Origin of the sequence: Polaribacter sp. P097 (genome assembly GCF_036864555.1) — a bacterium.
Lineage (GTDB): Bacteria > Bacteroidota > Bacteroidia > Flavobacteriales > Flavobacteriaceae > Polaribacter.
The window spans coordinates 105,939-132,192 of record NZ_JAZETJ010000003.1; the positions used below are offsets into that span (position 1 = coordinate 105,939).

At 31.5% G+C, this 26,254-nt stretch carries 23 protein-coding genes and 1 tRNA gene; 7 read left to right on the plus strand and 17 right to left on the minus strand.

Annotated features, from left to right (window positions below; all coding sequences use genetic code 11):
* Positions 1 to 51: 51 nt before the first annotated feature.
* The 9 genes from V7R38_RS12185 to V7R38_RS12225 all read right to left on the minus strand — a co-directional run bounded on the left by V7R38_RS12185 (position 52) and on the right by V7R38_RS12225 (position 7,564).
* Positions 52 to 327 carry a TIGR03643 family protein gene (locus V7R38_RS12185; RefSeq protein WP_015480837.1) on the minus strand — a complete coding sequence of 92 codons (276 nt, stop codon included), beginning with the start codon at positions 325 to 327 and terminating at the stop codon, positions 52 to 54.
* A gap of 7 nt (positions 328 to 334) precedes the next feature.
* Positions 335 to 766, minus strand: a complete 432-nt coding sequence (locus tag V7R38_RS12190) for a hypothetical protein (RefSeq protein ID WP_334058824.1) — start codon at positions 764 to 766, stop codon at positions 335 to 337.
* Positions 767 to 862: 96 nt separating this feature from the next.
* On the minus strand, positions 863 to 2,353 hold the full coding sequence (locus V7R38_RS12195; protein ID WP_334058826.1) for a cryptochrome/deoxyribodipyrimidine photo-lyase family protein: 1,491 nt from the start codon (positions 2,351 to 2,353) through the stop codon (positions 863 to 865).
* A complete protein-coding gene (locus V7R38_RS12200) occupies positions 2,343 to 3,875 on the minus strand; it encodes a cryptochrome/photolyase family protein (protein ID WP_334058828.1) in 1,533 nt (510 codons plus the stop codon). The genes V7R38_RS12195 and V7R38_RS12200 overlap by 11 nt, the downstream gene beginning before the upstream one ends.
* Before the next feature lies 1 nt (position 3,876).
* A complete protein-coding gene (locus V7R38_RS12205; protein ID WP_334058830.1) occupies positions 3,877 to 5,187 on the minus strand; it encodes a DASH family cryptochrome in 1,311 nt (436 codons plus the stop codon).
* The gene (locus V7R38_RS12210) at positions 5,157 to 5,297 is read right to left on the minus strand and encodes a DUF2256 domain-containing protein (protein ID WP_074613580.1); all 141 of its coding nucleotides are present in this window, start codon (positions 5,295 to 5,297) and stop codon (positions 5,157 to 5,159) included. Before V7R38_RS12210 ends, V7R38_RS12205 begins: the two co-directional genes overlap by 31 nt.
* A 4-nt stretch (positions 5,298 to 5,301) precedes the next feature.
* Positions 5,302 to 6,726, minus strand: a complete 1,425-nt coding sequence (locus V7R38_RS12215; RefSeq protein WP_334058833.1) for an SDR family oxidoreductase — start codon at positions 6,724 to 6,726, stop codon at positions 5,302 to 5,304.
* A 2-nt stretch (positions 6,727 to 6,728) separates the two neighbouring features.
* Complete coding sequence (locus V7R38_RS12220) at positions 6,729 to 7,355, minus strand: flavin reductase family protein (RefSeq protein ID WP_334058835.1); 627 nt, start codon at positions 7,353 to 7,355, stop codon at positions 6,729 to 6,731.
* Between the two features lie 134 nt (positions 7,356 to 7,489).
* A tRNA-Pro gene (locus tag V7R38_RS12225) sits at positions 7,490 to 7,564 on the minus strand.
* A gap of 79 nt (positions 7,565 to 7,643) precedes the next feature.
* Between V7R38_RS12225 and V7R38_RS12230 the strand changes: the two genes are divergently transcribed.
* Both V7R38_RS12230 and trxB read left to right on the plus strand, forming a co-directional pair.
* Positions 7,644 to 8,726 (plus strand): PQQ-dependent sugar dehydrogenase, encoded by a 1,083-nt coding sequence (locus tag V7R38_RS12230; protein ID WP_334058836.1) that lies wholly within the window; start codon positions 7,644 to 7,646, stop codon positions 8,724 to 8,726.
* 119 nt (positions 8,727 to 8,845) lie between these two features.
* Positions 8,846 to 9,793 (plus strand): thioredoxin-disulfide reductase, encoded by a 948-nt coding sequence (gene trxB, locus V7R38_RS12235; protein ID WP_334058837.1) that lies wholly within the window; start codon positions 8,846 to 8,848, stop codon positions 9,791 to 9,793.
* Positions 9,794 to 9,848: 55 nt separating this feature from the next.
* On the opposite strand, the gene V7R38_RS12240 is transcribed toward trxB, so the two are convergent.
* From V7R38_RS12240 to V7R38_RS12270, 7 genes are all read right to left on the minus strand, one after another.
* Positions 9,849 to 10,757 carry a septum formation inhibitor Maf gene (locus V7R38_RS12240; protein ID WP_334058839.1) on the minus strand — a complete coding sequence of 303 codons (909 nt, stop codon included), beginning with the start codon at positions 10,755 to 10,757 and terminating at the stop codon, positions 9,849 to 9,851.
* A 113-nt stretch (positions 10,758 to 10,870) separates the two neighbouring features.
* Entirely contained in the window at positions 10,871 to 11,317 is a 447-nt protein-coding gene (locus V7R38_RS12245) for a KTSC domain-containing protein (RefSeq protein WP_334058841.1), read from the minus strand.
* 133 nt (positions 11,318 to 11,450) lie between these two features.
* Positions 11,451 to 12,422, minus strand: a complete 972-nt coding sequence (locus tag V7R38_RS12250) for a M20/M25/M40 family metallo-hydrolase (RefSeq protein ID WP_334058843.1) — start codon at positions 12,420 to 12,422, stop codon at positions 11,451 to 11,453.
* Positions 12,423 to 12,526: 104 nt separating this feature from the next.
* Complete coding sequence (locus tag V7R38_RS12255) at positions 12,527 to 14,335, minus strand: acyl-CoA dehydrogenase family protein (RefSeq protein ID WP_334058845.1); 1,809 nt, start codon at positions 14,333 to 14,335, stop codon at positions 12,527 to 12,529.
* Between the two features lie 21 nt (positions 14,336 to 14,356).
* The gene (locus V7R38_RS12260) at positions 14,357 to 15,547 is read right to left on the minus strand and encodes an acetyl-CoA C-acyltransferase (protein ID WP_334058847.1); all 1,191 of its coding nucleotides are present in this window, start codon (positions 15,545 to 15,547) and stop codon (positions 14,357 to 14,359) included.
* A gap of 4 nt (positions 15,548 to 15,551) precedes the next feature.
* The gene (locus tag V7R38_RS12265) at positions 15,552 to 17,957 is read right to left on the minus strand and encodes a 3-hydroxyacyl-CoA dehydrogenase/enoyl-CoA hydratase family protein (RefSeq protein WP_334058848.1); all 2,406 of its coding nucleotides are present in this window, start codon (positions 17,955 to 17,957) and stop codon (positions 15,552 to 15,554) included.
* A 17-nt stretch (positions 17,958 to 17,974) separates the two neighbouring features.
* The gene (locus V7R38_RS12270; protein ID WP_015480822.1) at positions 17,975 to 18,430 is read right to left on the minus strand and encodes a MarR family winged helix-turn-helix transcriptional regulator; all 456 of its coding nucleotides are present in this window, start codon (positions 18,428 to 18,430) and stop codon (positions 17,975 to 17,977) included.
* A 178-nt stretch (positions 18,431 to 18,608) separates the two neighbouring features.
* Here V7R38_RS12270 and V7R38_RS12275 point away from each other — a divergent pair, with 178 nt between their 5' ends.
* From V7R38_RS12275 to V7R38_RS12295, 5 genes are read left to right on the plus strand one after another with little or no spacing between them, the layout of a single operon-like run.
* Positions 18,609 to 19,538: an ABC transporter ATP-binding protein gene (locus V7R38_RS12275; protein WP_334058851.1), complete on the plus strand. Its 930-nt coding sequence runs from the start codon at positions 18,609 to 18,611 to the stop codon at positions 19,536 to 19,538.
* A gap of 4 nt (positions 19,539 to 19,542) precedes the next feature.
* Positions 19,543 to 20,868, plus strand: coding sequence for an ABC transporter permease (locus tag V7R38_RS12280; RefSeq protein ID WP_334058853.1), 1,326 nt, complete (start codon positions 19,543 to 19,545; stop codon positions 20,866 to 20,868).
* On the plus strand, positions 20,869 to 21,735 hold the full coding sequence (locus V7R38_RS12285; RefSeq protein ID WP_334058855.1) for a mechanosensitive ion channel family protein: 867 nt from the start codon (positions 20,869 to 20,871) through the stop codon (positions 21,733 to 21,735).
* A gap of 5 nt (positions 21,736 to 21,740) precedes the next feature.
* Positions 21,741 to 22,613 (plus strand): DUF6268 family outer membrane beta-barrel protein, encoded by an 873-nt coding sequence (locus V7R38_RS12290; RefSeq protein ID WP_334058857.1) that lies wholly within the window; start codon positions 21,741 to 21,743, stop codon positions 22,611 to 22,613.
* Positions 22,614 to 23,777: a sigma-54-dependent transcriptional regulator gene (locus tag V7R38_RS12295; RefSeq protein WP_334058859.1), complete on the plus strand. Its 1,164-nt coding sequence runs from the start codon at positions 22,614 to 22,616 to the stop codon at positions 23,775 to 23,777.
* 212 nt (positions 23,778 to 23,989) lie between these two features.
* On the opposite strand, the gene katG is transcribed toward V7R38_RS12295, so the two are convergent.
* Complete coding sequence (katG, locus tag V7R38_RS12300) at positions 23,990 to 26,194, minus strand: catalase/peroxidase HPI (protein WP_334058861.1); 2,205 nt, start codon at positions 26,192 to 26,194, stop codon at positions 23,990 to 23,992.
* Positions 26,195 to 26,254: the final 60 nt, after the last annotated feature.

A 26,254-nucleotide genomic window follows, 5' to 3' on the forward strand; every position in this document is an offset into this window, starting at 1 on the left:
TTTAATGTGCTGTCTTTAAGTACCCTAAACTTAAAAGCAAAGCACTGTTAGTTATCTTTTGGCAATAGAGTTATTAGATATTGATTTCTGTCTAGAACATTTAAACCTGCCTTTTTCAAATGTTCTTAGCTTTTCGTGTTTTGTTTTTCTTCCTTGAACCCTTTTTCTCCACATTCTAAAGCTGCTAGGCTTCATTTCTTTTCTCATTAAATTAATAACCTCTTGTTCTTTTAATCCAAATTGAAATTGAATAGCTTCAAAGGTGGTTCTGTCTTCCCAAGCCATTTCAATAATTCTGTCAATTTGTATGTTGTTTAAAGTTGTCATGTTATTATTATTGAACATTTTGAAAATCAAACTGTTCGTCATTTTTAATTTTTAAATCAATTAATTTGTCGATAAACTTCTTGTTTTCTTTCAACAATTTGTTGTTTTTAAATCGAACAAAATTACCTTGAGCATGAATGCTAAATCCGCTAGTTTTGTAAATATGTAATTGATAAAAAGGTATGGCCCAGCTAAAATTCTTTAATCCTTTGTTAATGTGAACCAACAAACCTTTTTCTCGTAATTCTATATTACCGTAATTAATATCAGCAACAGTATTCATTATATTTTTGAAGCCAATACTTACTTCATCAATAATCATTCTTTTAGAGCCTGTGCCTTTTAATTTTATAGATTGAAAAAAAGAATAAGGTGCACCTAACAAATTATTAATTGCTTTCTCAGTATCCTTATTATTATGTGTTGTATTGTATATCACATACCAAAGATACGCAAAAAAATGTTTTGTTTAATGAATTATTTAATTAGTTAAACAAAAATTAACAAAATATTTTGATTTGTATATTTTTATAATTTATTGATTTTGAAGTAATTTCTTTCTGTCTAAAAGCGTGTGTGTTTTTAGAATTCTATAATTCTCTTTAAGTACATCAGGATCTTTTTTCATGTCCCAAAGAGTTTGTGTTGCTCTTTTTCTAGCAGATTTAAAATCTACAATAGGTTTAGGGTAATCTACACCTAATTTAAAGTTGTTAAATTGCTCATCTAGTGGTGTCATTAAAAAAGGTTGATGAATAAATGCTGTAGGTAAGTTTGCCAATTCAGGCACCCATTCTTTTATAAAATTCGCATCTTCATCATGTTCTAAGCTATTTTTAATTGGGTTGTAAACTCTTATTTCGTTAATGCCAGTCTCTCCTGATTGCATGTTTAGTTGAGGAAAATGAATTCCAGGTTCGAAATCTAGAAATAACTGCGATAAGTGATGAGAAGAGTCTTGCCAAGGCTGCCATAAAATATGTGTAAAAAAAGAGGCTAGCATAGAACGCATTCTAAAATTTAAATACCCAGTTTCTGATAAACAACGCATAGAAGCATCAACAATTGGGAAACCAGTTTTACCCTCTCTCCATGCTTTTTGATATTTAGTAGAAATGTTCTTTTTTAATTTATGATATCCTTTATTGATACTAGCTTCTTCCATAGTATGCTCCATTTCAAATTTTTGAATGAAGTGCGCTTGCCATCTTAACCTACTAACAAAAGCACCTAGTTGTCTTTTGTTTTCATCGTTTTTGAGCATAATAGCTTTTTGATAAACCTGTCTAATAGACAAATTCCCCCAAGCTATGTAAGGTGATAGTCTACTGCAACTTTTTCTAGATAAAGCTGGTTTAGAAATATGGTTCATATAGTTTTTGTAACGTTCTTCAAAAAAACTATTAGCATATCTCCAGCCCATTTTTGATCCTCCTTTTTGAAATTTGGATTCTTTAGGCGTTTCTAAATCTGTAACAATAAAATGGTTTTCTATGGCTGTTATTTCATCTACCGAAATTAGATTTCTGTTTTTAAGATCATTTTTAATTTGTGGTTCATACATAAAATTTTCCCACTTTTCTAACCAATCATGTCTGTTTAAAAGTCCTCTTAAAACACCATTGTTGTTGTTTTCTATCCAATTTATTGAATTGTTTCTGCAGTATCTTGCAAAGTCTTTATCTCTATTGTATGTTTTAAGTAATCCAGTTTCTTGATGAGAAAATACAGTATCAATTTTATAGAAATTTTGTAGCTGATTAAAAACTGTAATTACTTCTGATGTTACTGTTAAAATTTTAGTATTAAATGCGGTTAAATCATCATTTAGCTCTTGTATGGATTCTTTAATAAAATTCCAATGACGAATATTATAATGAGGGTCTTCTAAAAGTGAATTTTCGAAAACATAAAGAAATAGCACAGGTTTTTTAGCTAACAAGGCATTTTGAATAGCCTCATTATCCTGCAAACGTAAATCACGTTTAAACCAAACTACATTAATTTCTTCTCTCTTAATATTCATCTAAATTTTCGATAATATGATTTGCTTTCTCTTTTATTTTGGTTCTGTCTTCTGCAGACATTTTATTCAATAAGCTATACATCATTTTCATTCTAAAGTTGGTGCTAAGCTTATCTTGTTTTTCGTCAAGAAAATTCCAGTATAAACTGTTGAATGGGCATGCATCATCACCAAATTTCTTTGTTTTTTTATAACTACAAGAATCACAATAATTGCTCATTTTACTTATATAACTACCACTAGAAACATAAGGTTTTGTTGCTATTTTTCCACCATCTGCAAATTGGCTCATACCTCTTGTGTTTGGCAGTTGAACCCATTCTATAGCATCTACATAAATTCCTAAATACCATGCATCAATTTCATCAGGATCTATTTGGGTTAATAGTGCAAAATTACCAGTAATCATTAGTCTTTGAATGTGATGGGCATACCCATTATCTAATGAATTGTGAATGGCATTTTTTAGACAATTCATTTTTGTTTTTCCTGTCCAAAAGAAATCTGGTAATTTGTTTTTATTATTTAGAAAATTCTCTTTTTTGTAGTCTGGCATTAACATCCAATACATGCCTCTCATGTATTCTCGCCAACCAATTATTTGTCTTATAAAACCTTCTACTTGAGAAATATCTATTTCATCTTTTCTTTTTCTGTAAGTAGCTAATGTTGCTTCTACAATTTCTTTAGGAGATATCATTTTCGTGTTCATTGCAAATGATATTTTTGAATGAAAAAGAAAAACTTGGTCTGTATGCATGGCATCTTGGTAATCGCCAAAATGAACTAACAAATGTTCGCAGAAATAAGAAAGTTGAGTTCGCGCTTGCTTTCTAGAAATAGGATATTCAAAATATTTAGCATTGATTTTACCTATGGTTTCAACTCCAGCTTTTTCAATTTCAGTTACAATTTCAGAAACATCATTATCAAAGTTTTTAGCAGACGGAATTAAAGTTTCTCCTTTCCACTTTTTTCTATTGCTAGCATCATAGTTCCACTTTCCTCCTTCAGGTTGCTCATTAACCATTAATATTTGATGTTTTTTACGCATGTTTCTGTAAAAACTTTCCATCAAAAATTGTTTTTTGCCTTTGAAAAAAGAGGCTAAATCATTCCTGTCAGTGTAAAAATGTTCAGTAGTATATACTTTGCTTTCTATGGTTAATAAATCACAGAATTCTTTAAGTTGATGATCTAATCTGTATTCATCTGGGGTTAAATATTCAAATTTTTCGAAGTGATGTTGCTCAAGTAAGTAATTAATATTTTCAGTTAAACTTTGAGTATTTAATTCATCATTTAATTTAAAATAGATAACCTTTTTGTTTTGAGTATTAAGCTCTTCTGCAAACTTTCTCATGGCAGCAAAAAAACCTGCTACCTTTTGAATATGATGTTTTACATAATCGGTTTCTTGACGCATTTCAAATAAACAATAAGTACTATTGTCATCATCGTTTGTAAACCAAGAATGCTTGCTGTTTAGTTGATCTCCTAAAATTAAACGTAAGGTCTTCATCTTAAAATAAGGTTTTTACTAACCACAATTTTCTGAATTTATGGTTTGCATCATATCTTTCTGCTTGTAATTGAGTGTTGAATTTTCTATCCCTAGGATCGTTTCCAACACCAGCAACATACATCCAATTGCCATAGTTACTATGCACGTCATAATCTAGTAAAAGTGATTCGAAATAGGCGGCTCCAATTCTCCAATCTTGTAATAATTCTTTAGCAAAATAAGAAGCAACATTTTGCCTACCTCTATTACTCATCCATCCAGTTTCTTTTAATTCAATCATGTTAGCATTCACAAAATCATCTTTTGTGTTTCCATTGATCCAATCTTGTATGCAATTCTTATCTACATTCCATTGATAATTTCTTTCTAAAATTCCACCTATTTTAAATATTTCATCACCATATTTTAAAGAAATGTACTTGAAATAATCTCTCCAGATTAATTCAAAAATTACCCAATACGTAGATTGATTTGATCCAAATTCAGCTTCGTACTTTTTAATTTGATAATATATAGTTCTAGCAGATAAACTACCATTTGCTAACCAAGGAGAGAATTTTGTGGAGTAATCTATGCCTACCAAACCATTTCTTGTTTTCTTGTAGAAGCCTACTTTATTACTTTCAAAAAGGTAATAATTTAATCGTTGTAAAGCAGCAGTTTCTCCTCCTTTAAAAGGAAAAGCTGATTTCTTAGGCATAACAAAATCATTAAAACCTAACTCTATAAGCGAAGGTATTTCTGTAGGATTTGGTATTAAGTTAGAATCTTCTAGCTTATCTATTGAAACTTCTTCTTGAATTTTTACGTATTTCTCTAGCTTTTTTCTAAACTGAGTAAATACATTTGGAATGTTACTAAAGTTATTTGAAACAGTTTCTGGATGGTATAAAAATTGATCATAGTCTTCAACAAAATTTACAGTATCAGACATTGTTTTTAAAACTAGATGATTGGTATCTAATTCTTCTTTGGTCCATTCTTTTTGGGTGTAAATTGTATCGACTTTATAAGTTTCTGTAATATTTAACAACTGATTTTCAGGAGCATCAAAAAAAGTAAGAAGTGTTATGTTTAATTCTTCTAGTTGCTGTTTTAAATCAGTTATAGTTTCTAATAAAAACTGTGCTCTGAATTTTGCGGTTTTTTGAAACCCAAATTCATCTTCTTTGAAATATTTTGGGTCAAAAAAATAGATTGCAATTATCTTATCGTGATTCTGTATTGCTTTTTGAATTGATGTATTATCTTGAGTTCGTAAATTATTACGAAACCATATTAAGCCTGTTGTGTTTTGTTTCTTCTGCATTTTTCGCTACAATATTTTACGTTTTCCCAGTTTTTCTCCCATTTTTTGCGCCAAGTAAATGGCCTATTACAAACAGGGCAATCTTTTGTGGGTAAGTGTTGTTTTTTCATAAAGTTAAGCTTTAGCAATTTTATTTATCATTCCATTAAAAATAAACCAATGAAAAGGTACTACTGAGTACCAATATAACCTACCTGCAATTCCATGAGGTCTAAAGGTTGCTGTTTGGTATAATGTACCGTCTTTAATTTTAAATTCTAGCCAAGCTTCTCCAGGTAAAATCATTTCAGCATAGAGTAAAAGTTTACCTTTTTCTTTATCAGCATAAATAACTCTCCAAAAGTCAAGGGCATCCCCAGCATTTAATTCAGTTGGGTGTCTTCTTCCTCTGCGTAAACCTGCTCCACCAAAAAACTGATCTATAAACCCTCTTATTTTCCATAAAACAGTTCCATAATACCAACCTGTTTCGCCACCTATTGCCCAAATTTTATTTAAGGCTTTTTCACGATTGGTAATTTTTCTTTTTTTATAATCTTTAAAGCAACCATACTCAGGTACATTTATAAATTCGTGCACATAGTTTTTTAACTTACCACTACTTATGTACGAGTCTTTCCAACTAGAAATAATACTGTTTTGCTCTATCTTTTTAAAAGCTAGTTTTACAGCATCTTTATAAGACATTGGGTTTACATCAAGTATTTTGTTGATGTCACTTTTTTCTCCAATAACTTCAACGCCCATAGAATTTACCAATGAACTTGCAAGTTTGTAAGAAGTAGAGGTTACAAAATAAAGCCAATAAGATGATAGTTTTGGAGTCATTACTGGAACCGTAAGAATACTTCTTTTAAGTTTTCTAACTTCTGCAAATTGCAAAAGCATTGTTTTATAGGTTAAAACTTCAGGTCCAAAAATGTCATAAGAAGTATTAAATAATTCTTTTTTACCTAGTGCCTTGTATAAAAATGAAAGCACATCTCTTATTGATAAAGGTTGTGTTTTTGTATTTAACCATTTAGGAGCAACCATTACAGGCAGTTTTTCTACCAAGTCTCTTATAATTTCGAAAGATGAGCTTCCAGAACCAACTATAATTCCTGCTTTAAATGTGGTTAATGCGTAATTTCCAGAAGCTAAAGTTTTTTCAACATTTTTTCTAGATAATAAATGTTTAGATAGTTTAGTGTCGTTGGTAATTCCACTTAAATAAATAACTTGTTTAATAGAAGTTGTTTCTGCAAAAGTTTTAAAATTGGTTGCACACTTCTCTTCTAATATGTGAAACTCTCTTGCAGAATTAGACATAGAATGAATTAAATAGTAGGCAGCATCAATATCTTTAGGTATTGCTTCTAGTGTATGTCTGTTTAGAAAATCGGCCTCAATTAATTCAACATTAGTTTGATCTTTATAGTAGTTTTCTGCTCTAATTTTATCACGAACAGGACACACGATTTTATGGCCATCGTTTAATAATAACGGAATTAAACGTTTGCCAATATAACCAGTTGCGCCTGTTACTAATATTTTCATTTTTATAGTTTTGTTTCTTTTGGTCTTTGGTAGCTAAGTTGCTTCTTAAATTTAGGAATAGCATACGTGTCTAACCCATTAATTGTGGCAACATTTCCTTTAGATAAATTTATTAAACCATCACTTTCTAATAATTCATCTTGTACATATAATTCTTGAATTTGTGCTACGATTAACATAACATCATTAGAGGGTACATAGATTTCCTCTATGAATTTCATACTCATTTGTACAGGAGCTCCTTTAACAAACGGAGCTTTAAAGTCTCCTTTAAATTCGGGTTCTAAATTAGTCATGTCAAATTCTGAAACTTCATCAGGATATTTAGCAGACGTATGGTGTGCGTCTTCAATAACATCTTCCCAGATATGGTTTATGGTGAAATACCCTAAATCTTTTAAATTTTTGTGTGTATTTCTTGGAACCGTTGTTGGTCTTAAAATAAAACCTAAGGTTGGAGGGCTAGAACCTAGGTGAGTAACTGAACTAAATACAGCCACATTAGTGATGCCTTCTTCAGAAATTGTTCCTAATAAATTAGCTGATTTAAAACCAGAACAACTGTTAATTAAATTGATTCTGTAGATTTTATTCAGTTTAAATATATCTTCTTGATTAAATACTTGCATTACTTTGTTTTAGTTGATATAAACAAAGATACAAATTGTTTAAAGGATTATAATTTAAGTTAAACAAAAACTTACGTTAAAGTTTGTTTCAGGCACAAAAAAAAGCCTCTAGAATATATCTAAAGGCTTAAAAGTCGGGGTGGCAGGATTCGAACCTGCGACCTCCTCGTCCCAAACGAGGCGCGATGACCGGGCTACGCTACACCCCGAAATTTAGTCAACAATTTAGGACTGCAAATATAGAATAATATTTATATATTGTATTTAAAATTCTTGAAATTTCTAGATATGTTTTTAAAAAAATCACTTGTAATTTTTTCTTGTATTATTTCAATTGCTTTAAGTGCTCAGAGTAAGGAATATGAGGTAATTGTGCCCGAATTAAAAAATCCTTGGGGTTTTGTATTCTTACCAGATAATTCAATGCTTATCAATGAAAAATCTGGAAAAATTATTCATTTTAAAAATGGCGTAAAAACTACAATTAAAAATGGACCAGAAATTTACTTAAGAGGGCAAGGAGGTTTATTAGATATTGAATTACATCCAAATTTTACAGAAAACGGATGGATCTATTTTACATACGCTTCAAGTATTGGTGGAGGTAGAGGAGGTAATACAACTTTAATGAGAGCTCAACTTAAAGATTTTGCTTTAATCAACCAAGAAGTGCTTTACAAAGCTTCTCCTAACTCAAACAGAGGTCAGCATTTTGGGTCAAGAATTGTTTTTGATTCAGATAATCACGTTTATTTTAGTATTGGAGACAGAGGAAATAGAGATGTAAATCCTCAAGACTTGACCAGAGATTGTGGAAAGATTTATCGTTTAAATGATGATGGAAGTATTCCTTCAGACAACCCATTTGTTTCAGTAAAAAATGCTAAAAAAGCAATTTATAGTTATGGACACAGAAATCCTCAAGGCTTAGTAATGAATCCTTTTACCAATGAAATATGGTCTCATGAGCATGGACCAAAAGGTGGAGATGAAATAAACATAATTAAGAAAGCTAAAAATTACGGCTGGCCAAAAGTAAGTTATGGTGTAAATTATAGTGGTACAAAATTTACAGATAAAACTTATATGAAAGGTATGGAAAGCCCTATTCATTATTGGACTCCTTCAATCGCACCAAGTGGTATGGCCTTTATTAATAGTGATGTTTATGGTAATTGGAAGGGTAATTTATTGGTTGGTTCTTTAAAATTTCAATATTTAAGTAGATGTATAGTAAAGAAAGATATAGTTTTTAAAGAAGTTAAGCTTTTAGAAGGCATAGGTAGAGTTCGATCTATAGAACAAGGCTTAGATGGTTTTATTTATCTGGGCGTAGAAAATTTAGGAATTATTAAACTTTTACCACAATAGATTTGGTTAACGAATAGCTATTTTAAACCTCTATTTTTTCATTATTAAAACTTATAAACAATCATTATATAAGGTGATAAAAATCTATATTTTTACTGTTCAAAAAAGAGAATTTAATTATGTCAGAAACTACTGAGAGAATAAAATGTTTAATTATAGGATCTGGTCCTGCAGGTTATACTGCAGCTATATATGCAGCAAGAGCAGATATGAAACCAGTAATGTATACTGGAATGCAAATGGGAGGTCAGCTTACAACAACTACAGAGGTTGATAATTTTCCTGGATATCCAGAAGGAACAGATGGTACTGCAATGATGGAAGATCTTAAAAAGCAATCTGAAAGATTTGGAACAGATGTACGATTTGGTATGGTAACTGCAGTTAATTTAAGTAACGAAGTTGGTGGTATACATAAAGTTACTATTGACGAGGACAAAGAGATTGAAGCAAATACCATTATCATTTCTACAGGAGCAACTGCTAAATATTTAGGCTTAGAGAGCGAAATGAGATTAATTGGTGGAGGTGTTTCTGCTTGTGCAACATGCGATGGTTTTTTCTATAAAGGTCAAGAAGTTGTTGTAGTAGGTGGTGGAGATACTGCTGCTGAAGAGGCTACATATTTGGCTAATATTTGTTCTAAAGTGTATCTTTTAGTTCGTAAAGACTACATGAAAGCTTCTAAAGCAATGCAACATAGAGTAGATAAAACTGAGAATATTGAAGTTTTGTATAATACAGAAGTAGAAGAGGTTTTAGGTACAAATGTAGTAACAGGAGTAAAGGCTATTAATAATCAAACTAAAGAGACTAAAGAAATTGCGGTTACAGGAGTTTTTATAGCTATTGGGCATACACCAAACTCAGATTTATTTAAAGGTGTTTTAGATATGGATGAAACAGGGTATTTAATTACTCAAGGTAAAACCACTAAAACAAATATGCCAGGTGTTTTTGCTGCTGGAGACATACAGGATAAAGAATACAGACAGGCTGTAACAGCTGCAGGTACTGGATGTATGGCTGCTTTAGATGCAGAACGTTATTTAGGTGCATTAGAATAACATTAATTCAAAATATTAAAAAAGGAGATTTCTATGTAGAAATCTCCTTTTTTTATTAATCTAATCCTAGTGCTCTACGCTCCTGTGTGTCTTCTTTGCCATTTTTACTCCAATAAGCAGATTGTATTGTTTTTATTTTTTGAGCAGTGGTAGTGAGTTTTTTTCCTCTTTCTAAAATGGTTTCTTCCCAACCTTCAATAGTATATGGGAAATCTTTGGTAAGTTGTATAGATAATTTTCTATTTAAAGAAGGGTAATTTATGGTACAAAAGATAAAACCATCAGACGAATTTAGGTTTACAATAGCATCATAAGCTTTAATCTTTTTATGTTTTAAAGCTAAATAATCAAAAGAAGGTATCATTTTGTAATTTCCTGTTTTAATAGCATTAGGATTTATTCTTAGGGTATTCCAAATTTCATTTTCCAACTTGTTTTTATCTAAGGTTATTTCTTTATCAGCATCGCTTTCAAAATATGAGAAAAATTTAATTTCGTAGCTCGATCTATTATTTAGTTGTACAAATGTATTTCCACACCATTCTTGGGCTGAAAAAGAGATTTTGATAGTTTCTTTCTCTAAATCAATAGGTGTAAAAGTACTTGTCATTAATGAATAAGGATAAATACCTGTTGTAAATTTCTTGGTACTATTTAGTTTTAATACAGGTACATTTTTATCATTTTTATAGTCTGCTTTTACTTGTTTTTCAGGTAGAAAATCTTCCGTTACAAAAATTAGTACAGCAGTGCCTTCATGTAATTCACCATATCTTGCTTGCAAAAGTTTATAAGAAGTGATTTCTGCTTTTCCTTGATACCAATAGTTATTAAAGTTTTTGTTCTTCTGAACAACTTTTATAGTAGTATTAACTTCTTCTTTTTTTGAACTCTTAGGTTCAGAGCAAAACACAAAAAATAAACTAAGGATAATTGGAGTGTAAAAGTTCATAAATTTCTTCATTTAAATCAATTTAATAAGCACTAATTTACAACTTTTTAAAGTGAATTTCTTGACATAAAAAAAAGAGATTACTAGGAATAGTAATCTCTCTAATTATAATATAGATATATTTTTTAGGCCATAGCAGCAGCCTTTTTAGACTTTCTGTATAAGAACTTGTTAAAAATGTTTCTTTTACCAAAGTTGTTGATAGATTTGGCATTGATAAACTTGCCAAACAAAATTTTACTAACTCCAAAATATTCATAAGTATTGCCATCTGTAAAAGTAACTTCTAACAACATACTTTTATGGTGCCAGTCTGCAACTTGGTATTCAGTAATGGTAGTTTTATAAGCTTCTAAGTTCGCTTCTTTTGTTTCTGGAGCTATACTAACTAAGAAATGATAACCATCAATAATTCTGGTACTTACAATTTCTGCTTCAGCTTTTTTTTCAGGATCTGTAAATTTATCAGGATGCCATTCTTTGACTAATCCTCTATAGGTACTTTTTAATTCTTTAAGGTCTATCTTACCTTCTACATTAAAAAGTTTTTTATATTCTTTAATTCGTTTCATTTATTGTTTCAAATTTGGCGCAAAAGTATTCATAATAAATGAATTAAAGAGATTTGTTTTCGAATCTTTATTTTTACGAAAGGTGATTTATAAAGCAAAAAAAAAGATTACAAATTGTAATCTTTTTTAAATTTTAGTCTTCGGCTAATTCTTCATCAAAGTTTTCAATAGCTTGTATCACTATCTTAACAGCTTCTATATAAAATTCTTGGTTTATAGTACCATAGGTGTCTGTGTGTCTGTGATAGTCTCTATGATCTGGAACACCAAAGTATATAAAAGGAATTTTTTCTCTATGAAAAACCCTATGATCAGAAGAAAAGGTCCAATCTGACTGTTCTTTATTGTCTGGATCATCATGCCCAAATAATAACATAATTTTTTCAGATTCAATTTCCTCTAAAGGATCTCTTAAATCTGGATAATGGTGCAAGCCACTTGCAAATAACTCAGGATCGTAATCGCTATGTGCAATCATATCCATATTGATGTTTAAGCTAATTTTATCTTTATTAAGATAATCTTTTAAAAAGTATTCTGCTCCAATAGAGCCAATTTCTTCACCATCTACAGCAGCAAAAATTAAATTATGCTTTGTTGGTTTGTCTTTAAAATATTTGGCAATTGTAAAAAGAGCAGCAGTACCAGATGCATTATCATCTGCGCCATTGTAAATTCTGCCTTTCCTAACACCTAAATGATCATAGTGAGCAGTAATAACAAAAGTTTTATTGGTTTGCCCTTTAAGCATACCAACAATGTTTGCTCCAGATACAACAGTGTCTTTTACGTTAGATAAGTCTTCTAATGGTTTTTCTATAGGAAAAACTTCTTGCCTAACTTTACCTGTAAAATTATGATCGAATTTGTGTAATAAGTTACCACCAATAACTGGTTGTAAACCAATTTTATTAAATTCGTCTATAATGATTTTTTGAGTTTTCAGATTCCCTTCCTTAGAAAATGCCCTTCCTTGTAGAGAATCATCTGCTAAGATTTTTAAATCAGATAATAATTTATCACTATCAATATCTATAACTCTAGGTTCGCTACAACCCATTAATAGAATAATAATAGTAAAAACAGTAAATAGTTTTGTTTTCATTGGCTTCATGACTCTAATAAAATCGGGGAAAATCCTTGCAAATATAATAAAAAAGACCATTAATAAAAATGGCCTTTTTAGCAAGTAAATAATTTGAATTTTATTTAAAAAGAATATTTGTTTTCAGCTTTCATAATGTCTGCTATTTGGTTACGTAAAGCAACTACATTAGGGTAGTTTGCGTATTTAGTAAAACGCTTTAATCCCATCAATAACATACGTTGTTCATCTCCTTCAGCAAAAGAAACAATACCTTCTCTACCATTTTTAGCAACAATTTCTACTGCATTGTATAAGTATAATTTAGCCATTGCAATTTGTCCTGCTTGAGCATCTTCTCCAAAACGTTTTGCATTTTTCTCTGCACGTAATAAAGTTGATTCTGCCATATATACTTCATTTAAAATTTCAGCAGCAGCTAATAATAACTGTTGATGTTTTTCTAAATCTGGTCCGTATTTTTGAATTGCAGAACCTGCAACCATTAAAAATACTTTCTTAAGTTTAGCAATCATTTCTTTTTCTTCTGCAAATAATTCAGAATAATCTGGAGTATCAAAGGATGGTATTCCCATTAATTCATCAGCAACTGCAGTTGCAGGGCCTAATAAATCTACATGACCTTTCATTGCTTTTTTAATTAACATTCCTACTGAAAGCATTCTGTTAATTTCGTTTGTACCTTCGTAAATACGAGCAATTCTTGCATCTCTCCAAGCAGCTTCCATAGGTGTTTCTTCAGAGAATCCCATTCCTCCAAAAATTTGGATACCTTCATCTGCACAGGCTTGAACATCTTCAGATACAGTAACTTTTAAGATAGAACATTCAATTGCATATTCTTCTACACCTTTTAATTCTGCTTCTTGATGAGAGTTACCTGCAGCCATTCTCATTTCAATTCTGTCTTCAATATCTTTAGCAGCTCTATAACTAGCAGATTCACCTGCGTAACAGTTAGTAGCCATTTCTGCTAATTTTGCTTTTATAGCTCCAAAGTCTGCAATAGGAGTTTTAAATTGTTTTCTTTCGTTAGCATATTGTAAGGCAGTTGTTAATACTCTTCTTTGAGAATCAATACAAGCTGCAGCCAATTTAATACGACCAACGTTTAATGCATTTACAGCAATCTTGAATCCACCACCTCTAACAGATAACATATTTTCTGCTGGTACAACAGTATCGTTAAAAAATACTTGTCTTGTAGAACTTGCTCTAATACCTAATTTGTGCTCTTCTTCACCTAAGGTAATTCCATTTGGATTTGCTGCATCATATTCCACAATAAAACCAGTAATGTTTTTATCATCTTCAATACGTGCAAAAACAATCATCAAATTACAGAAACCTGCATTTGAGATCCACATTTTTTGTCCGTTAATCTTGTACGATTTACCATCTTCTGATAACTCAGCAGTAGTTTTACCAGAGTTTGCATCAGAACCAGCACCTGGTTCAGTTAAACAGTAGGCACCCATCCACTCACCAGAAGCTAATTTAGGCACGTATTTTTGTTTTTGCTCTTCTGTACCATATAATGTAATTGGCATAGTACCAATACCTGTATGCGCACCAAAAGCAGTACTTAAAGAACCATTTCCACTAGAAATGTATTCACAAGTAATCATGGTAGATACAAAGCCCATACCCATTCCTCCATATTCCTCAGGAACAGCTACACCTAAAAAGCCAAGTTCTCCAGCTTTTTTCATCACTTCTTCTGTTAAAGCATAATCTTTAGCTTCAAAACGATCTCTGTGAGCTACAATTTCTCTATCTGTAAATTCTTTTACAGCTTCTTTCATCATTATTTGCTCTTCAGAAAAATCTTCTGGAGTAAATATGTCTTCGCACTTTGATTCTTTTACAAGGAATTGACCTCCTCTTAAAATTTCTTTATTTGTTGTTTCCATAATTTTGTTTTTTTGGGAAGTTTAATTTAAAAATTCAAAAATACCTGCTGCACCTTGTCCTGTTCCAACACACATGGTTACCATTCCGTATTTGTTATTCATTTCTCTTTTACGCATTTCATCAAATAATTGAACAGATAATTTTGCACCTGTACAACCTAAAGGATGTCCTAAAGCAATTGCACCACCATTTACATTAATGATGTCTTTATCTAAGCCTAATTCACGAATTACAGCTAAAGATTGAGAAGCAAAAGCTTCATTCAATTCAATAAGCCCTATATCATTTTGATCTAATCCTGCTTGTTTTAATGCTTTCGGAATTGCAGCAACAGGACCAATACCCATAATTCTTGGAGGTACACCTGCAGCAGCATAACTTACCATTCTTGCAATTGGTTCTAGATTTAGTTCTTTAACCATGTCTTCGCTCATAATCATGGCAAAAGCAGCACCATCACTCATTTGAGATGAGTTACCTGCAGTTACACTACCATTTGCTGCAAAAACAGGACGTAATCTAGCTAAACCTTCAATGTTTGAACCTTTACGTGGACCTTCGTCTTTGTTTACTGTATACTTTTTAGTTGCTTTTTTACCATTAGCATCAACATAAGTTTGCTCTACATCAATAGGTACAATTTGATCTTGGAATCTATTTTCCTCTAAGGCTCTTAAAGCTTTTAAATGTGAGTTTAAAGCAAATTCATCTTGATCTTTTCTAGAAACATTAAATTCATTGGCAACTGCTTCTGCAGTATTACCCATACCCCAATAATATTCTTCATGACCAGATGCAACTGTATCATAGTTTAATTCTGGTTTAAAACCTGTCATAGGAACTGAACTCATGCTTTCTGCACCACCTGCAATAATACAGTCAGCCATTCCTGCTTGAATTTTTGCAACAGCCATACCAATTGTTTCTAATCCTGAAGAACAAAAACGGTTTACAGTTACTCCAGGTACATCAACAATATCTAACCCCATTAAAGAAATTAAACGTGCCATGTTTAAACCTTGAGAACCTTCTGGCATTGCATTACCTACAATTACATCATCAATTCTTTTTTTATCAAAATCAGGCAGTTCATTCATCATATATTGAATGGTTTCTGCAGCTAATTCATCTGCTCTTTTAAATCTAAACAGTCCTTTTGGTGCTTTACCAACTGCTGTTCTATATGCTTTTACTATATATGCTGTTTTCATTTTCTTAGTTTCTTAAAGGTTTACCTGTTTTTAACATGTGTTGGATTCTTTCTAAAGTTTTACGCTCTGTACATAAACTTAAGAATGCTTCACGTTCAATGTCTAATAAATATTGCTCTGATACTTTAGTTGGTTCAGATAAATCTCCACCAGCCATTACGTAAGCTAATTTGTTAGCTATTTTTTGATCGTGAGCAGAAATGTAGTTACTAGCTTCCATAGAATCTGTACCTACTAAGAACATTCCTAATGCTTGCTTACCTAACACTAAAACATCTTTACGTTTTACAGGTTGTGTATAACCAGCTTCAGCCATTAAAACTGCATGCTTTTTAGCTTGTGCAATTTGTCTGTCTTTGTTTACAACCACTACATCTTTTCCTTTTTGTAATAAGCCTAAATCGAAAGCTTCATAAGCAGAGGTTGCTACTTTAGCCATACCAATAGTTAAAAAGTGTTCTTGTAGTACGTTTAATTGTACGTCACCTTTATCAAACTTATCAGAAGCTCTTAAAGCCATTTCTTTAGAACCACCTCCACCAGGAATTACTCCAACTCCAAACTCTACAAGACCCATGTAAGTTTCTGCAGCTGCAACAACTTTATCTGCATGTAAAGAAATTTCACAACCACCACCTAAAGCCATTCCATGAGGAGCAGAAATAGTTGGAATTGCAGAATAACGCATACGCATCATTGTGTCTTGGAAATATTTGATAGCCATATTAAGCTCATCATATTCTTGCTCTGCAGCCATCATAAAAATCATACCAATGTTGGCACCAACAGAAAAGTTTGCTGCTTGATTACCAACTACTAAACCTTGGTAATTTTTTTCAGCTAAGTCTATTGCTTTATTTACTGCAGCTAAAACATCACCACCAATTGTATTCATTTTAGATTGGAATTCTAAATTTAAAATTCCATCTCCTAAATCTTCAATTACAGCACCTGAGTTTTTCCAAACTTCGTTTGATTTTCTAATGTTATCTAGAATGATGAATGAGTCTTGACCTGGTTTTTTAGTTTGCGTTTTAGTTACAACATCGTAATAATATGTTGCTCCATCTTTTACTGTATAGAAAGCATCGTTATTGTTTAATAACATTTCTTCTACCCAAGATGCAATTTCATAACCTTCTGCTTTCATGATTTCTACACCTTTGGCTACACCAATAGCATCCCAAATTTGGAATGGTCCATGCTCCCAACCAAAACCTGCTCTTAAACCATCATCTATTCTATATAATTCGTCAGAAATTTCAGGAATTCTGTTTTGTACGTAGGCAAACATTGCTGCAAATGATTTTCTGTAGAATTCACCAGCTTTATCTTTACCTGCTGCAAGTACTTTAAAACGATCAGCAACATTATCTATGGTTTTAGTTAACTCAAGAGTTGCAAATTTTGCACGTTTCTTTTCTCTGTATTCTAAAGTATTTAAGTCTAATGATAAAATGTTCTTTTTACCATTAGCGTCTTTTGTCATTTTATAAAAACCTTGTTTGGTTTTACTACCTAACATTTTGTTTTCCATCATATGATTAACAAAATCAGGAATAACAAACTGGTCTCTCATTTCATCCTCAGGACAATTGTCTTTCACTCCGTTTGCAGTATGCACTAAAGTATCTAAACCAACAACATCTATAGTTCTAAAAGTTGCAGATTTTGGACGCCCAATTACTGGTCCTGTTAATTTATCTACTTCTTCTATAGTTAAGTCCATTTCTTTAACTACATGAAATAAACTCATAATACCGAAAATACCAATTCTGTTTCCAATAAATGCTGGAGTATCTTTTGCTAAAACAGATGTTTTACCTAAAAACTTATCACCATACATCATTAAGAAGTCTGTAACTTCTTGTTTGCAATTAGGGCCAGGAACAACCTCGAAAAGTTTTAAATATCTTGGTGGATTAAAAAAGTGAGTTACAGCAAAGTGTTTTTGAAAATCTTCACTTCTGCCTTCATTCATGAATTTGATAGGAATACCAGAAGTATTTGAAGTAATTAAAGTACCAGGTGTTCTGTGCTCTTCAATTTTTTCGAAAACAGATTTTTTAATATCTAATCTTTCTACAACAACTTCCATTACCCAATCTACATCTTTAATTAAGTGTAAATCATCATCAATATTTCCAGTAGTGATTCTACTTGCAAATTTCTGACTATAAATAGGTGATGGTTTTGATTTTAAAGAAGCTGCTAAAGCATCATTTACTAAACGATTACGAACTACTTTGTCTTCTAACGTAAGTCCCTTCGCTTTTTCTTTATCAGTTAATTCTCTTGGAACAATATCCAATAAAAGAACTTCTACACCAATATTCGCAAAGTGACATGCAATACCAGATCCCATAATTCCAGATCCAATAATGGCTACTTTTTTAATTCTTCTTGTCATTTGTTTATAGTTTGATTTTATTTATCTTGATTAATAGGTTCAAAAATTTTCTTTTCAGCAATAAGTTTGTTGATAGTAACCATTACTTTAAAGAAAGATTCTAATTCGTCTTCTGTAACATATTCTCTTACTACATTATTAAATTGGTACACATGGCTTTTAGAAAATTTACGCATTTCTAAACCATAATCTGTAAGTTTAATAATTACACTTCTACCATCTTCAGGGTTTTTTTCTCTAGAGATAGCCCCTTTTTCTTCCATAGATTTTAATATTCTAGAAAGGCTTGTAGGTTCCATCCCCATTAAAGGGCCTAAAGCAGTACTTGGTGTGCCTTTTTCTTTATCTATAGTAAGTAGAACAAATGCCATAGACATTGTGCTACTGTAATTTGTAGCTTGTTCGTTATACATTTTTGCAACGGCTTGCCAAGTTGCTCTTAATTGATGATCTATAGATTTATTTTTATCCATGACATCAAAGATATAAAAATTTACTATGCATGCATAGTAAATTTAAAAAAAGTTATGCACGCATAGTAAATTTAACATTTTATTTATTTGTAACATTATCTATGTTTTCTTTACTAATTAAAATATGTAAGTTTGTAAGAAGCGTTCTTATTTTGAAATACAATTAATAAAAAAGCCAATGAGTAATTTATTAGAAATTAATAATGTTGTAAAAAACTATGGGGATTTTAGAGCATTAAATGATGTGTCTCTCCACATACCTAAAGGAAGTGTTTATGGTTTATTAGGGCCTAATGGAGCTGGTAAAACCTCTTTAATTAGAATTATTAACCAAATTACTATGGCAGATTCTGGTTCTGTGTTTTTAGATGGTGAGCCATTGGCGCCAAAACATACAGCAGATATTGGTTATTTGCCAGAAGAACGTGGTTTGTACAAATCTATGAAAGTAGGTGAGCAAGCTTTGTATTTGGCTCAATTAAAAGGTTTGAGTAAAACTGAAGCCAAAAAACGCTTAAAATATTGGTTTGAGAAGTTTGATATTATGGCTTGGTGGAACAAGAAAATTGAAGAACTTTCTAAAGGTATGGCTCAAAAAGTGCAATTTATTGTTACTGTAATGCACAATCCTAAGTTGTTGATTTTTGATGAACCTTTTTCTGGATTCGATCCAATCAACGCACAAATTATAGCCAAAGAAATTTTGCAATTAAGAGATGAAGGAGCCACTATTATTTTTTCGACGCATAGAATGGAATCTGTAGAGGAGATGTGTGATGAAATTGCACTTATTAATAGATCTAATAAAATACTAGATGGTAAACTATCTGATATAAAACGTGAATTTAGAACCAATACCTTTCAAGTGGGGTTACATACTGCTAATCCAAAAGAGGTAGAGGCAAGTTTAAAAGAAAATTTTACAGCATTTCCTGCAGATTTTAAACTGTTAGGTAATGAACTTACAATGAATGTGAAGTTAGGAGCCAATGATACTTCTAATGATTTATTATCATTTTTAACAAGCAAAGGTCAAGTGCAACATTTTGTTGAGTTAATACCTAGTGCAAACGATATTTTTATTCAAGCTGTAAGCAAAAATCAATAAGAAAATGAGCAAGTTAAAACTAATTATACAAAGAGAATTTATTGCTAAGGTTCGTAATAAATCGTTTATAGTGATGACTTTTTTAAGTCCTCTAATTATGGTAGGGATGGGTGCTTTGGTCTTTTTCTTAATGAAAAAGAACGATGAAAAAGTGAAACAAATTGTTTATGTAGATAATTCTGGTTTGTTTTCTCAAGATGATTTTAAAAATACCAAAACATTACACTATAAAGATTTTACATCTTATGGTATAGGGGAAACCAAAAAGAAAGTTGAAGAGGGTGATTTTTATGGAGCATTAATTATTCCACAACAGGACAGTTTAGAAATACTTGCCAAATCTATTGAATTTTATTCAAAAGATTCACCAGGAATGTCTGTAATGAATTCTTTAGAAAGCAAGGTAGAATCTAAAATTCGAAATGAAAAATTAAATAATTTTGGTATTGATATCGACAAGATTAATGCATCTAGAGTGCAATCGGATATTAAGATGTATAATTTTTCTGGCGAGGAATCTTCTAAATTAATTAACGGTTTAAAAATTGGAGTAGGAGCAATTGCAGGTTATTTACTCATGGTTTTTGTAATGGTTTATGGTACTTCTGTAATGAGAAGTGTAATTGAAGAAAAAACAAGTAGAATTATAGAAGTTATAGTTTCTTCTGTAAAACCTTTTCAGTTAATGCTGGGTAAAATTATAGGTAATGCCTCTGCAGGTTTATTGCAATTCTTTATTTGGGGTATCATAATTTTTATAATTACAACTGTAGCTTCTTCTAAATTTGGTGTAGATATGGTTGAAATGCAAACCGAAAATATATCCCCAGAACAATTAGAGGCTGCTAAACAGGCTGCAGGAGCAGACAAAATGCAAGTAGTAGTTCAAGAAATTTTAAGATTGCCAATTTTAAAATTATTTCTATTATTTATCTTTTATTTCTTAGGGGGTTACATGCTTTACAGTTCATTATTTGCGGCAGTTGGAGCAGCTGTAGATAACGAAACAGATACTCAACAATTTATGTTACCAATTATGTTGCCTTTAATTTTGGCAGTTTACGTTGGTTTTGCAACTGTAATCAGCGATCCTCATGGTCCAATTTCAGTAGCCTTTTCATACATACCATTAACTAGTCCTATTGTAATGTTAATGAGAGTTCCTTTTGGAGTTTCTTGGTATGAATTGGTAATTTCTATGACCCTACTTTTAGTTACATTTGTTTTTATGGTTTGGTTAGCTGCAAAAATTTACAGAGTAGGTATTTTAATGTATGGTAAGAAACCAACTTATAAAGATTTATACAAATGGTTAAAATATAAAGGATAAATGCAGCAAGAAACGTTAGAGAAAGTTAAGGATACAATTGTAGATGAAACCACCTCAATTTTAGACTTTACATTTGTTTTTAGTGATGAGATAAGTATTACAGTAAGAGGTTTGTTATTTGTAGTAGTTGCCTTATTGGTTACCTCATTTATTTTAAACTTGATTAGAAAATTCATTACTAGAAAAATGCCTAATAATGACAAGCTGAAGTTTGTTAGCGTGTTTGGCTATATTAGATGGATTGTCTTTTTAATTATTTTCTTAATTGCAATGCATACTTCAGGAGTAAATGTTACTGCTGTTTTTGCAGCGTCAGCAGCACTTTTAATTGGTGTTGGTTTGGCTTTGCAAACGTTGTTTCAAGACATTTTTTCTGGAATTATAATTTTAGTAGATCAATCTGTTCATGTAGGTGATATTATAGAATTAGAAGGTAAAGTTGGACGTGTTTTAGATATTAGATTGCGTACTACTAGAGCTGTAACCATAGACAATAAGGTACTAGTAATTCCAAATCATTTATATTTAACCAACATTTTGTTTAATTGGACAGAAAACGGAACAGAAACCAGAGAAAGTGTTGATGTTGGAGTAGCCTATGGCTCAGATGTTCAGTTGGTGAAAAAAATATTGTTAGAGGTTGTAGAGGCACAACCTACTGTTTTAGAAAATCCTGCACCTGTAGTGTTATTTACAGATTTTGCAGACAGTAGTCTAAATTTTAAAGTTGCATTTACATTAAATAATAGTTTCGAAGTAAGATTTACCCAAAGCAATATTCGTTTTGAAATTGATAAAGCTTTTAGAGAAAACAACATAACCATTCCTTTTCCTCAAAGAGATGTGCATATGTTTAGCGAAAAATAATAACTATGAAAAAGAGTATTTTAGTGCTGCTGTTTCTATTATCAGCAGGTATTACTAATGCCCAGTTAACAGATTTAGCAAGGCTAGAATACTCTTTTATTCCTAAAAGTAACTCAGAAGATCAATACACTAGAATTAGAGCACTACTTAATTATCCTATAGAATTAAAAAAAGATAGATATATTTTTGTTGGTGCAGAATACAACAGAATTTTTTTAAATTTAAACGATAGTTATCCTTTTGATAAATCACTTTTAGAAACATTAACTGTAATAGATATTAATTTAGGATACACTTTTAAAATTAATGAAAGGTGGAGAACAGGTTTTAAAATTACACCAAGATTAGCATCAACATTAACAGAAAAAATATCAGGAGATGATCTTTTTTTAAATGGTGGTATATTTTTTGTGAATGATAGAACAATGGCCACAACTATAAAAAGACCTTACAGGCTAATTTTAGGTTTAACCTATAATACAACAACAGGTATACCTTTTCCATTACCATTTGTAAGTTACTTTAGGCAAGTAAATGAATCTTGGTCTTTTAATGCAGGTGTTCCAAAATCGAACGTAAAATATTACTTTAAAGAAAAAAATACAGTACAAGCATTTGTAAGTATAGATGGTTATTTTGCCCATTTGCAAAGGCCTACTGCAGTGTTAAACAAGCAAGTAGATAATGTTTCTTTATCGGTTGTGGTTTCTGGTTTAGGTTATGAATATTTACTAAACAAGCATTTAGTTTTGTATGCCTATACAGGGTATACCCTGAGAATGAACAATGTTTTAAGAGATAAAGACAGAGAGAATGTATTTACTTTAGATAGAGTAAATGCCTTTTATTTAAGAACAGGAATAAAATTTAAAATATAGATGTCAAAAATATTAATTATAGAAGATGAAGCTGCAATTCGCAGAGTACTAAAGAAAATTATTTCTGAAGAAAATGATGCGTATAATGTAGAAGAGTCAGAAGATGGTTTACAAGGAATGGAAATGATTAAGAATAATGATTATGATTTAGTTCTTTGTGATATTAAAATGCCAAAAATGGATGGTGTTGAGGTTTTAGAAAAAGCAAAAAAGATAAAACCAGAAGTACCTATTGTAATGATTTCTGGTCATGGAGATTTAGATACAGCAGTAAATACAATGCGTTTAGGCGCATTTGATTATATTTCTAAACCACCAGATTTAAATCGTCTTTTAAATACAGTAAGAAATGCTTTAGATAAAAAAGTTTTAGTTGTTGAAAATAAAAGGCTTAAGAAAAAGGTAAGCAAGAATTATGAAATGGTGGGTGAGAGTGATGCAATTTCTCACATTAAAGATATTATAGAAAAGGTAGCTGATACCGATGCTAGAGTTCTTATTACAGGACCTAATGGTACAGGTAAAGAACTAGTTGCACATTGGCTGCATGAAAAATCTTCACGTTCTAAAGCACAGATGATCGAGGTTAATTGTGCTGCGATTCCTTCTGAATTAATAGAAAGCGAACTCTTTGGTCATGTAAAAGGTTCTTTTACAGGAGCAAATAAGGATAGGGCAGGTAAGTTTGAAGCTGCAAATGGAGGAACCATTTTCTTAGATGAAATAGGGGATATGAGTTTGTCTGCACAAGCAAAAGTATTACGTGCTCTTCAAGAAAATAAAATTAGTAGAGTAGGTTCAGACAAAGATATTAAAGTTAATGTTAGAGTAGTTGCAGCAACCAATAAAAACTTAAAAAAAGAAATTGCAGAGGGCAGATTTAGAGAAGATTTGTATCATAGATTGGCTGTAATTTTAATTCAAGTACCAGCTTTGAATGATAGGAGAGAAGACATCCCTTTATTGGTAGACTTTTTTGCAACAAAAATTTCTGAAGAACAAGGTACCCCAAGAAAAGTTTTTTCTGAAGAAGCAATTGTCTTGTTACAGAAATACGATTGGACAGGTAATATTAGAGAACTTAGAAATGTTGTAGAACGTTTAATTATTTTAGGTGAAAAAGAAGTTTCTGCAAATGATATTAAACTATTTGCTAGTAAGTAATGGCTGTGTTTAAAATTTTGTTTCTAAACTTTAATAAGGGTTCATTAGTCTTGTTTTAATGCTGTTTAATGCTGTAATTAGTATAATTAAAGTGGTTGGATTAAACATAGAAGATCATCCTTTAATTCAAAGTGATAATGAACAAAAGGAAGAATAAAAAAAGAGGAAATATTTTAAATATTTCCTCTTTTTAACTTTATAATAATTGGTTTCTATTTTAAATCGAATCGATCTAAATTCATCACTTTCGTCCAAGCAGCAATAAAATCTTTAACAAATTTTTCTTCAGCATCTGCTGCACCATAAACTTCGCAAACTGCTCTAAGTTCAGTGTTAGATCCAAAAATTAAATCAGCTCTAGTTCCAGTAAACTTCAAGGCATTGGTTTTTCTATCCCTACCAATAAATTCTTTTTCATCTGAATTTGCGGCTTTCCAAGTATATGAGAAGTCTAAAATGTTCTTAAAGAAATCGTTACTTAAAGTCTCTTTCTTATCAGTAAAAACTCCATGATTAGATCCATCATAATTTGCGCCTAACATACGTAACCCACCAACTAAAACAGTCATTTCAGGTATAGATAACGTTAGTAAGTTTGCTTTATCAATCAATAAATCTTCAGCAGCCATTTTTAAATCAGAATTTATATAGTTTCTGAATCCGTCTGCAATTGGTTCTAAATAGCTAAATGATTTTAAGTCTGTTTGTTCTTGAGTTGCATCTCCTCTTCCTTCTGTAAAAGCTACATTAAAATTGTATCCAGCATTTTTAACTGCTTTTTCTACACCAACAGAACCTCCTAAAACAATTAAATCTGCTATTGAAATTTCACCCTCAAATTTTTTCTGGATTGCTTCATAAGTTGTTAAAACTTTTTCTAATTCTTCAGGATTATTTACTTCCCAATTTCTTTGAGGTTCTAAGCAAATTCTACCTCCATTAGCTCCTCCACGTTTATCTGAACCTCTATAAGTCGATGCAGATGCCCAAGCCGTTTTTACTAATTCAGAAACAGTTAAATCACTTTCTGAAATAAGCGCTTTTAAGGTGTCAATGTCATTATCTGATAATGTGTAATCCACTTTAGGTATTGGGTCTTGCCATAATAATTCCTCACTTGGTACTTCTGGGCCTAAATAACGTTCTGTAGGTCCCATATCTCTATGAGTTAGTTTGTACCATGCATTTGCAAAAGCTTCTTCAAATGCTTTATGGTCTTTATGAAAACGTTGAGAAATTTCTAAGTATTTAGGGTCCATTCTTAGTGCAATATCTGCAGTAGTCATCATTAACGCCTGTTTCTTATTAGGATCTCCAGCTGTTGGAGCCATTTTAGCTTTAGATTCTGCTGTTGGCGTCCATTGATAAGCACCTGCAGGACTTTTAGTTAATTCCCATTCATAGTTTAATAATACATCAAAATAGTCAGCATCCCATTGAGTAGGATTTGGTGTCCAAGCACCTTCTATACCACTTGTAATGGTATCATCTAAAACTCCAGATTGAAAAGAGTTTTTCCATCCAGTACTCATTTCCTCAATTTTACCTCTATGAGGTTCGTTGCCAACATATTTATCTGGATCTGCTGCCCCATGCGCTTTTCCAAAAGTATGACCTCCTGCAACTAAAGCTACAGTTTCTTCATCATTCATAGCCATTCTCTCAAATGTTTCTCTTACATTTTTGGCAGAACCTAAAGGATCAGGATTACCATTAGGACCTTCTGGATTTACATAAATCCAACCCATCATAACAGCTGCTAAGGGAGATTCTAATTCACCATCTTCATATCTTTTTTCATTTGCACCCCATTCTGTTTCACTTCCCCAATAAATATCTTGTTCAGGTTCCCAAACATCTTCTCTACCACCAGCAAAACCTTTTGTAGGAAAACCCATTGATTCTAATGCGCAATTTCCGGCTAAAATCATTAAATCTGCCCAAGAAATTTTATTACCATATTTCTGTTTTATTGGCCAAAGTAATAATCTTGCTTTATCCAAATTTCCATTATCAGGCCAGCTATTTAAAGGAGCAAATCTTTGTGTTCCAGATCCTGCACCACCTCTACCATCAATTACTCTATAAGTACCTGCACTATGCCAAGCCATTCTAATCATAAATCCTCCATAATGTCCGTAATCTGCAGGCCACCAATCTTGTGAATCTGTCATTAAATTAAGAACATCTTGCTTTAATTCGTTAAAATCTAAGCTATTAAATGCAGCTGCATAATCAAAATCTTCACCTAAAGGATTAGATTTAGAAGCATGCTGACGTAAAACGTTTAATTTTAATTCGTTTGGCCACCAATCACGATTCGTAGTTCCACCTCCAGCAGTTTTTGTTGGTGTACCATGTAAAAAAGGGCATTTACCAGTATCTTTATTAATATCAAAATTGTCTGTGTTGCTCATAAGATTTGGTTTTTAAAATTTGATAGTTCAAAGCTACAATATTTTTTTAAATAATTTTTA

Bases quoted from the DNA above. Each gene is read 5' to 3' on its own strand.
- V7R38_RS12185 (WP_015480837.1), bottom strand. From the start codon at position 327: ATGACAACTTTAAACAACATACAAATTGACAGAATTATTGAAATGGCT.
- V7R38_RS12195 (WP_334058826.1), bottom strand. From the start codon at position 2,353: ATGAATATTAAGAGAGAAGAAATTAATGTAGTTTGGTTTAAACGTGAT.
- V7R38_RS12200 (WP_334058828.1), bottom strand. From the start codon at position 3,875: ATGAAGACCTTACGTTTAATTTTAGGAGATCAACTAAACAGCAAGCAT.
- V7R38_RS12205 (WP_334058830.1), bottom strand. From the start codon at position 5,187: ATGCAGAAGAAACAAAACACAACAGGCTTAATATGGTTTCGTAATAAT.
- V7R38_RS12210 (WP_074613580.1), bottom strand. From the start codon at position 5,297: ATGAAAAAACAACACTTACCCACAAAAGATTGCCCTGTTTGTAATAGG.
- V7R38_RS12215 (WP_334058833.1), bottom strand. From the start codon at position 6,726: ATGAAAATATTAGTAACAGGCGCAACTGGTTATATTGGCAAACGTTTA.
- V7R38_RS12220 (WP_334058835.1), bottom strand. From the start codon at position 7,355: ATGCAAGTATTTAATCAAGAAGATATATTTAAACTGAATAAAATCTAC.
- V7R38_RS12230 (WP_334058836.1), top strand. From the start codon at position 7,644: ATGTTTTTAAAAAAATCACTTGTAATTTTTTCTTGTATTATTTCAATT.
- trxB (WP_334058837.1), top strand. From the start codon at position 8,846: ATGTCAGAAACTACTGAGAGAATAAAATGTTTAATTATAGGATCTGGT.
- V7R38_RS12240 (WP_334058839.1), bottom strand. From the start codon at position 10,757: ATGAAGAAATTTATGAACTTTTACACTCCAATTATCCTTAGTTTATTT.
- V7R38_RS12245 (WP_334058841.1), bottom strand. From the start codon at position 11,317: ATGAAACGAATTAAAGAATATAAAAAACTTTTTAATGTAGAAGGTAAG.
- V7R38_RS12250 (WP_334058843.1), bottom strand. From the start codon at position 12,422: ATGAAAACAAAACTATTTACTGTTTTTACTATTATTATTCTATTAATG.
- V7R38_RS12255 (WP_334058845.1), bottom strand. From the start codon at position 14,335: ATGGAAACAACAAATAAAGAAATTTTAAGAGGAGGTCAATTCCTTGTA.
- V7R38_RS12260 (WP_334058847.1), bottom strand. From the start codon at position 15,547: ATGAAAACAGCATATATAGTAAAAGCATATAGAACAGCAGTTGGTAAA.
- V7R38_RS12265 (WP_334058848.1), bottom strand. From the start codon at position 17,957: ATGACAAGAAGAATTAAAAAAGTAGCCATTATTGGATCTGGAATTATG.
- V7R38_RS12270 (WP_015480822.1), bottom strand. From the start codon at position 18,430: ATGGATAAAAATAAATCTATAGATCATCAATTAAGAGCAACTTGGCAA.
- V7R38_RS12275 (WP_334058851.1), top strand. From the start codon at position 18,609: ATGAGTAATTTATTAGAAATTAATAATGTTGTAAAAAACTATGGGGAT.
- V7R38_RS12280 (WP_334058853.1), top strand. From the start codon at position 19,543: ATGAGCAAGTTAAAACTAATTATACAAAGAGAATTTATTGCTAAGGTT.
- V7R38_RS12285 (WP_334058855.1), top strand. From the start codon at position 20,869: ATGCAGCAAGAAACGTTAGAGAAAGTTAAGGATACAATTGTAGATGAA.
- V7R38_RS12290 (WP_334058857.1), top strand. From the start codon at position 21,741: ATGAAAAAGAGTATTTTAGTGCTGCTGTTTCTATTATCAGCAGGTATT.
- V7R38_RS12295 (WP_334058859.1), top strand. From the start codon at position 22,614: ATGTCAAAAATATTAATTATAGAAGATGAAGCTGCAATTCGCAGAGTA.
- katG (WP_334058861.1), bottom strand. From the start codon at position 26,194: ATGAGCAACACAGACAATTTTGATATTAATAAAGATACTGGTAAATGC.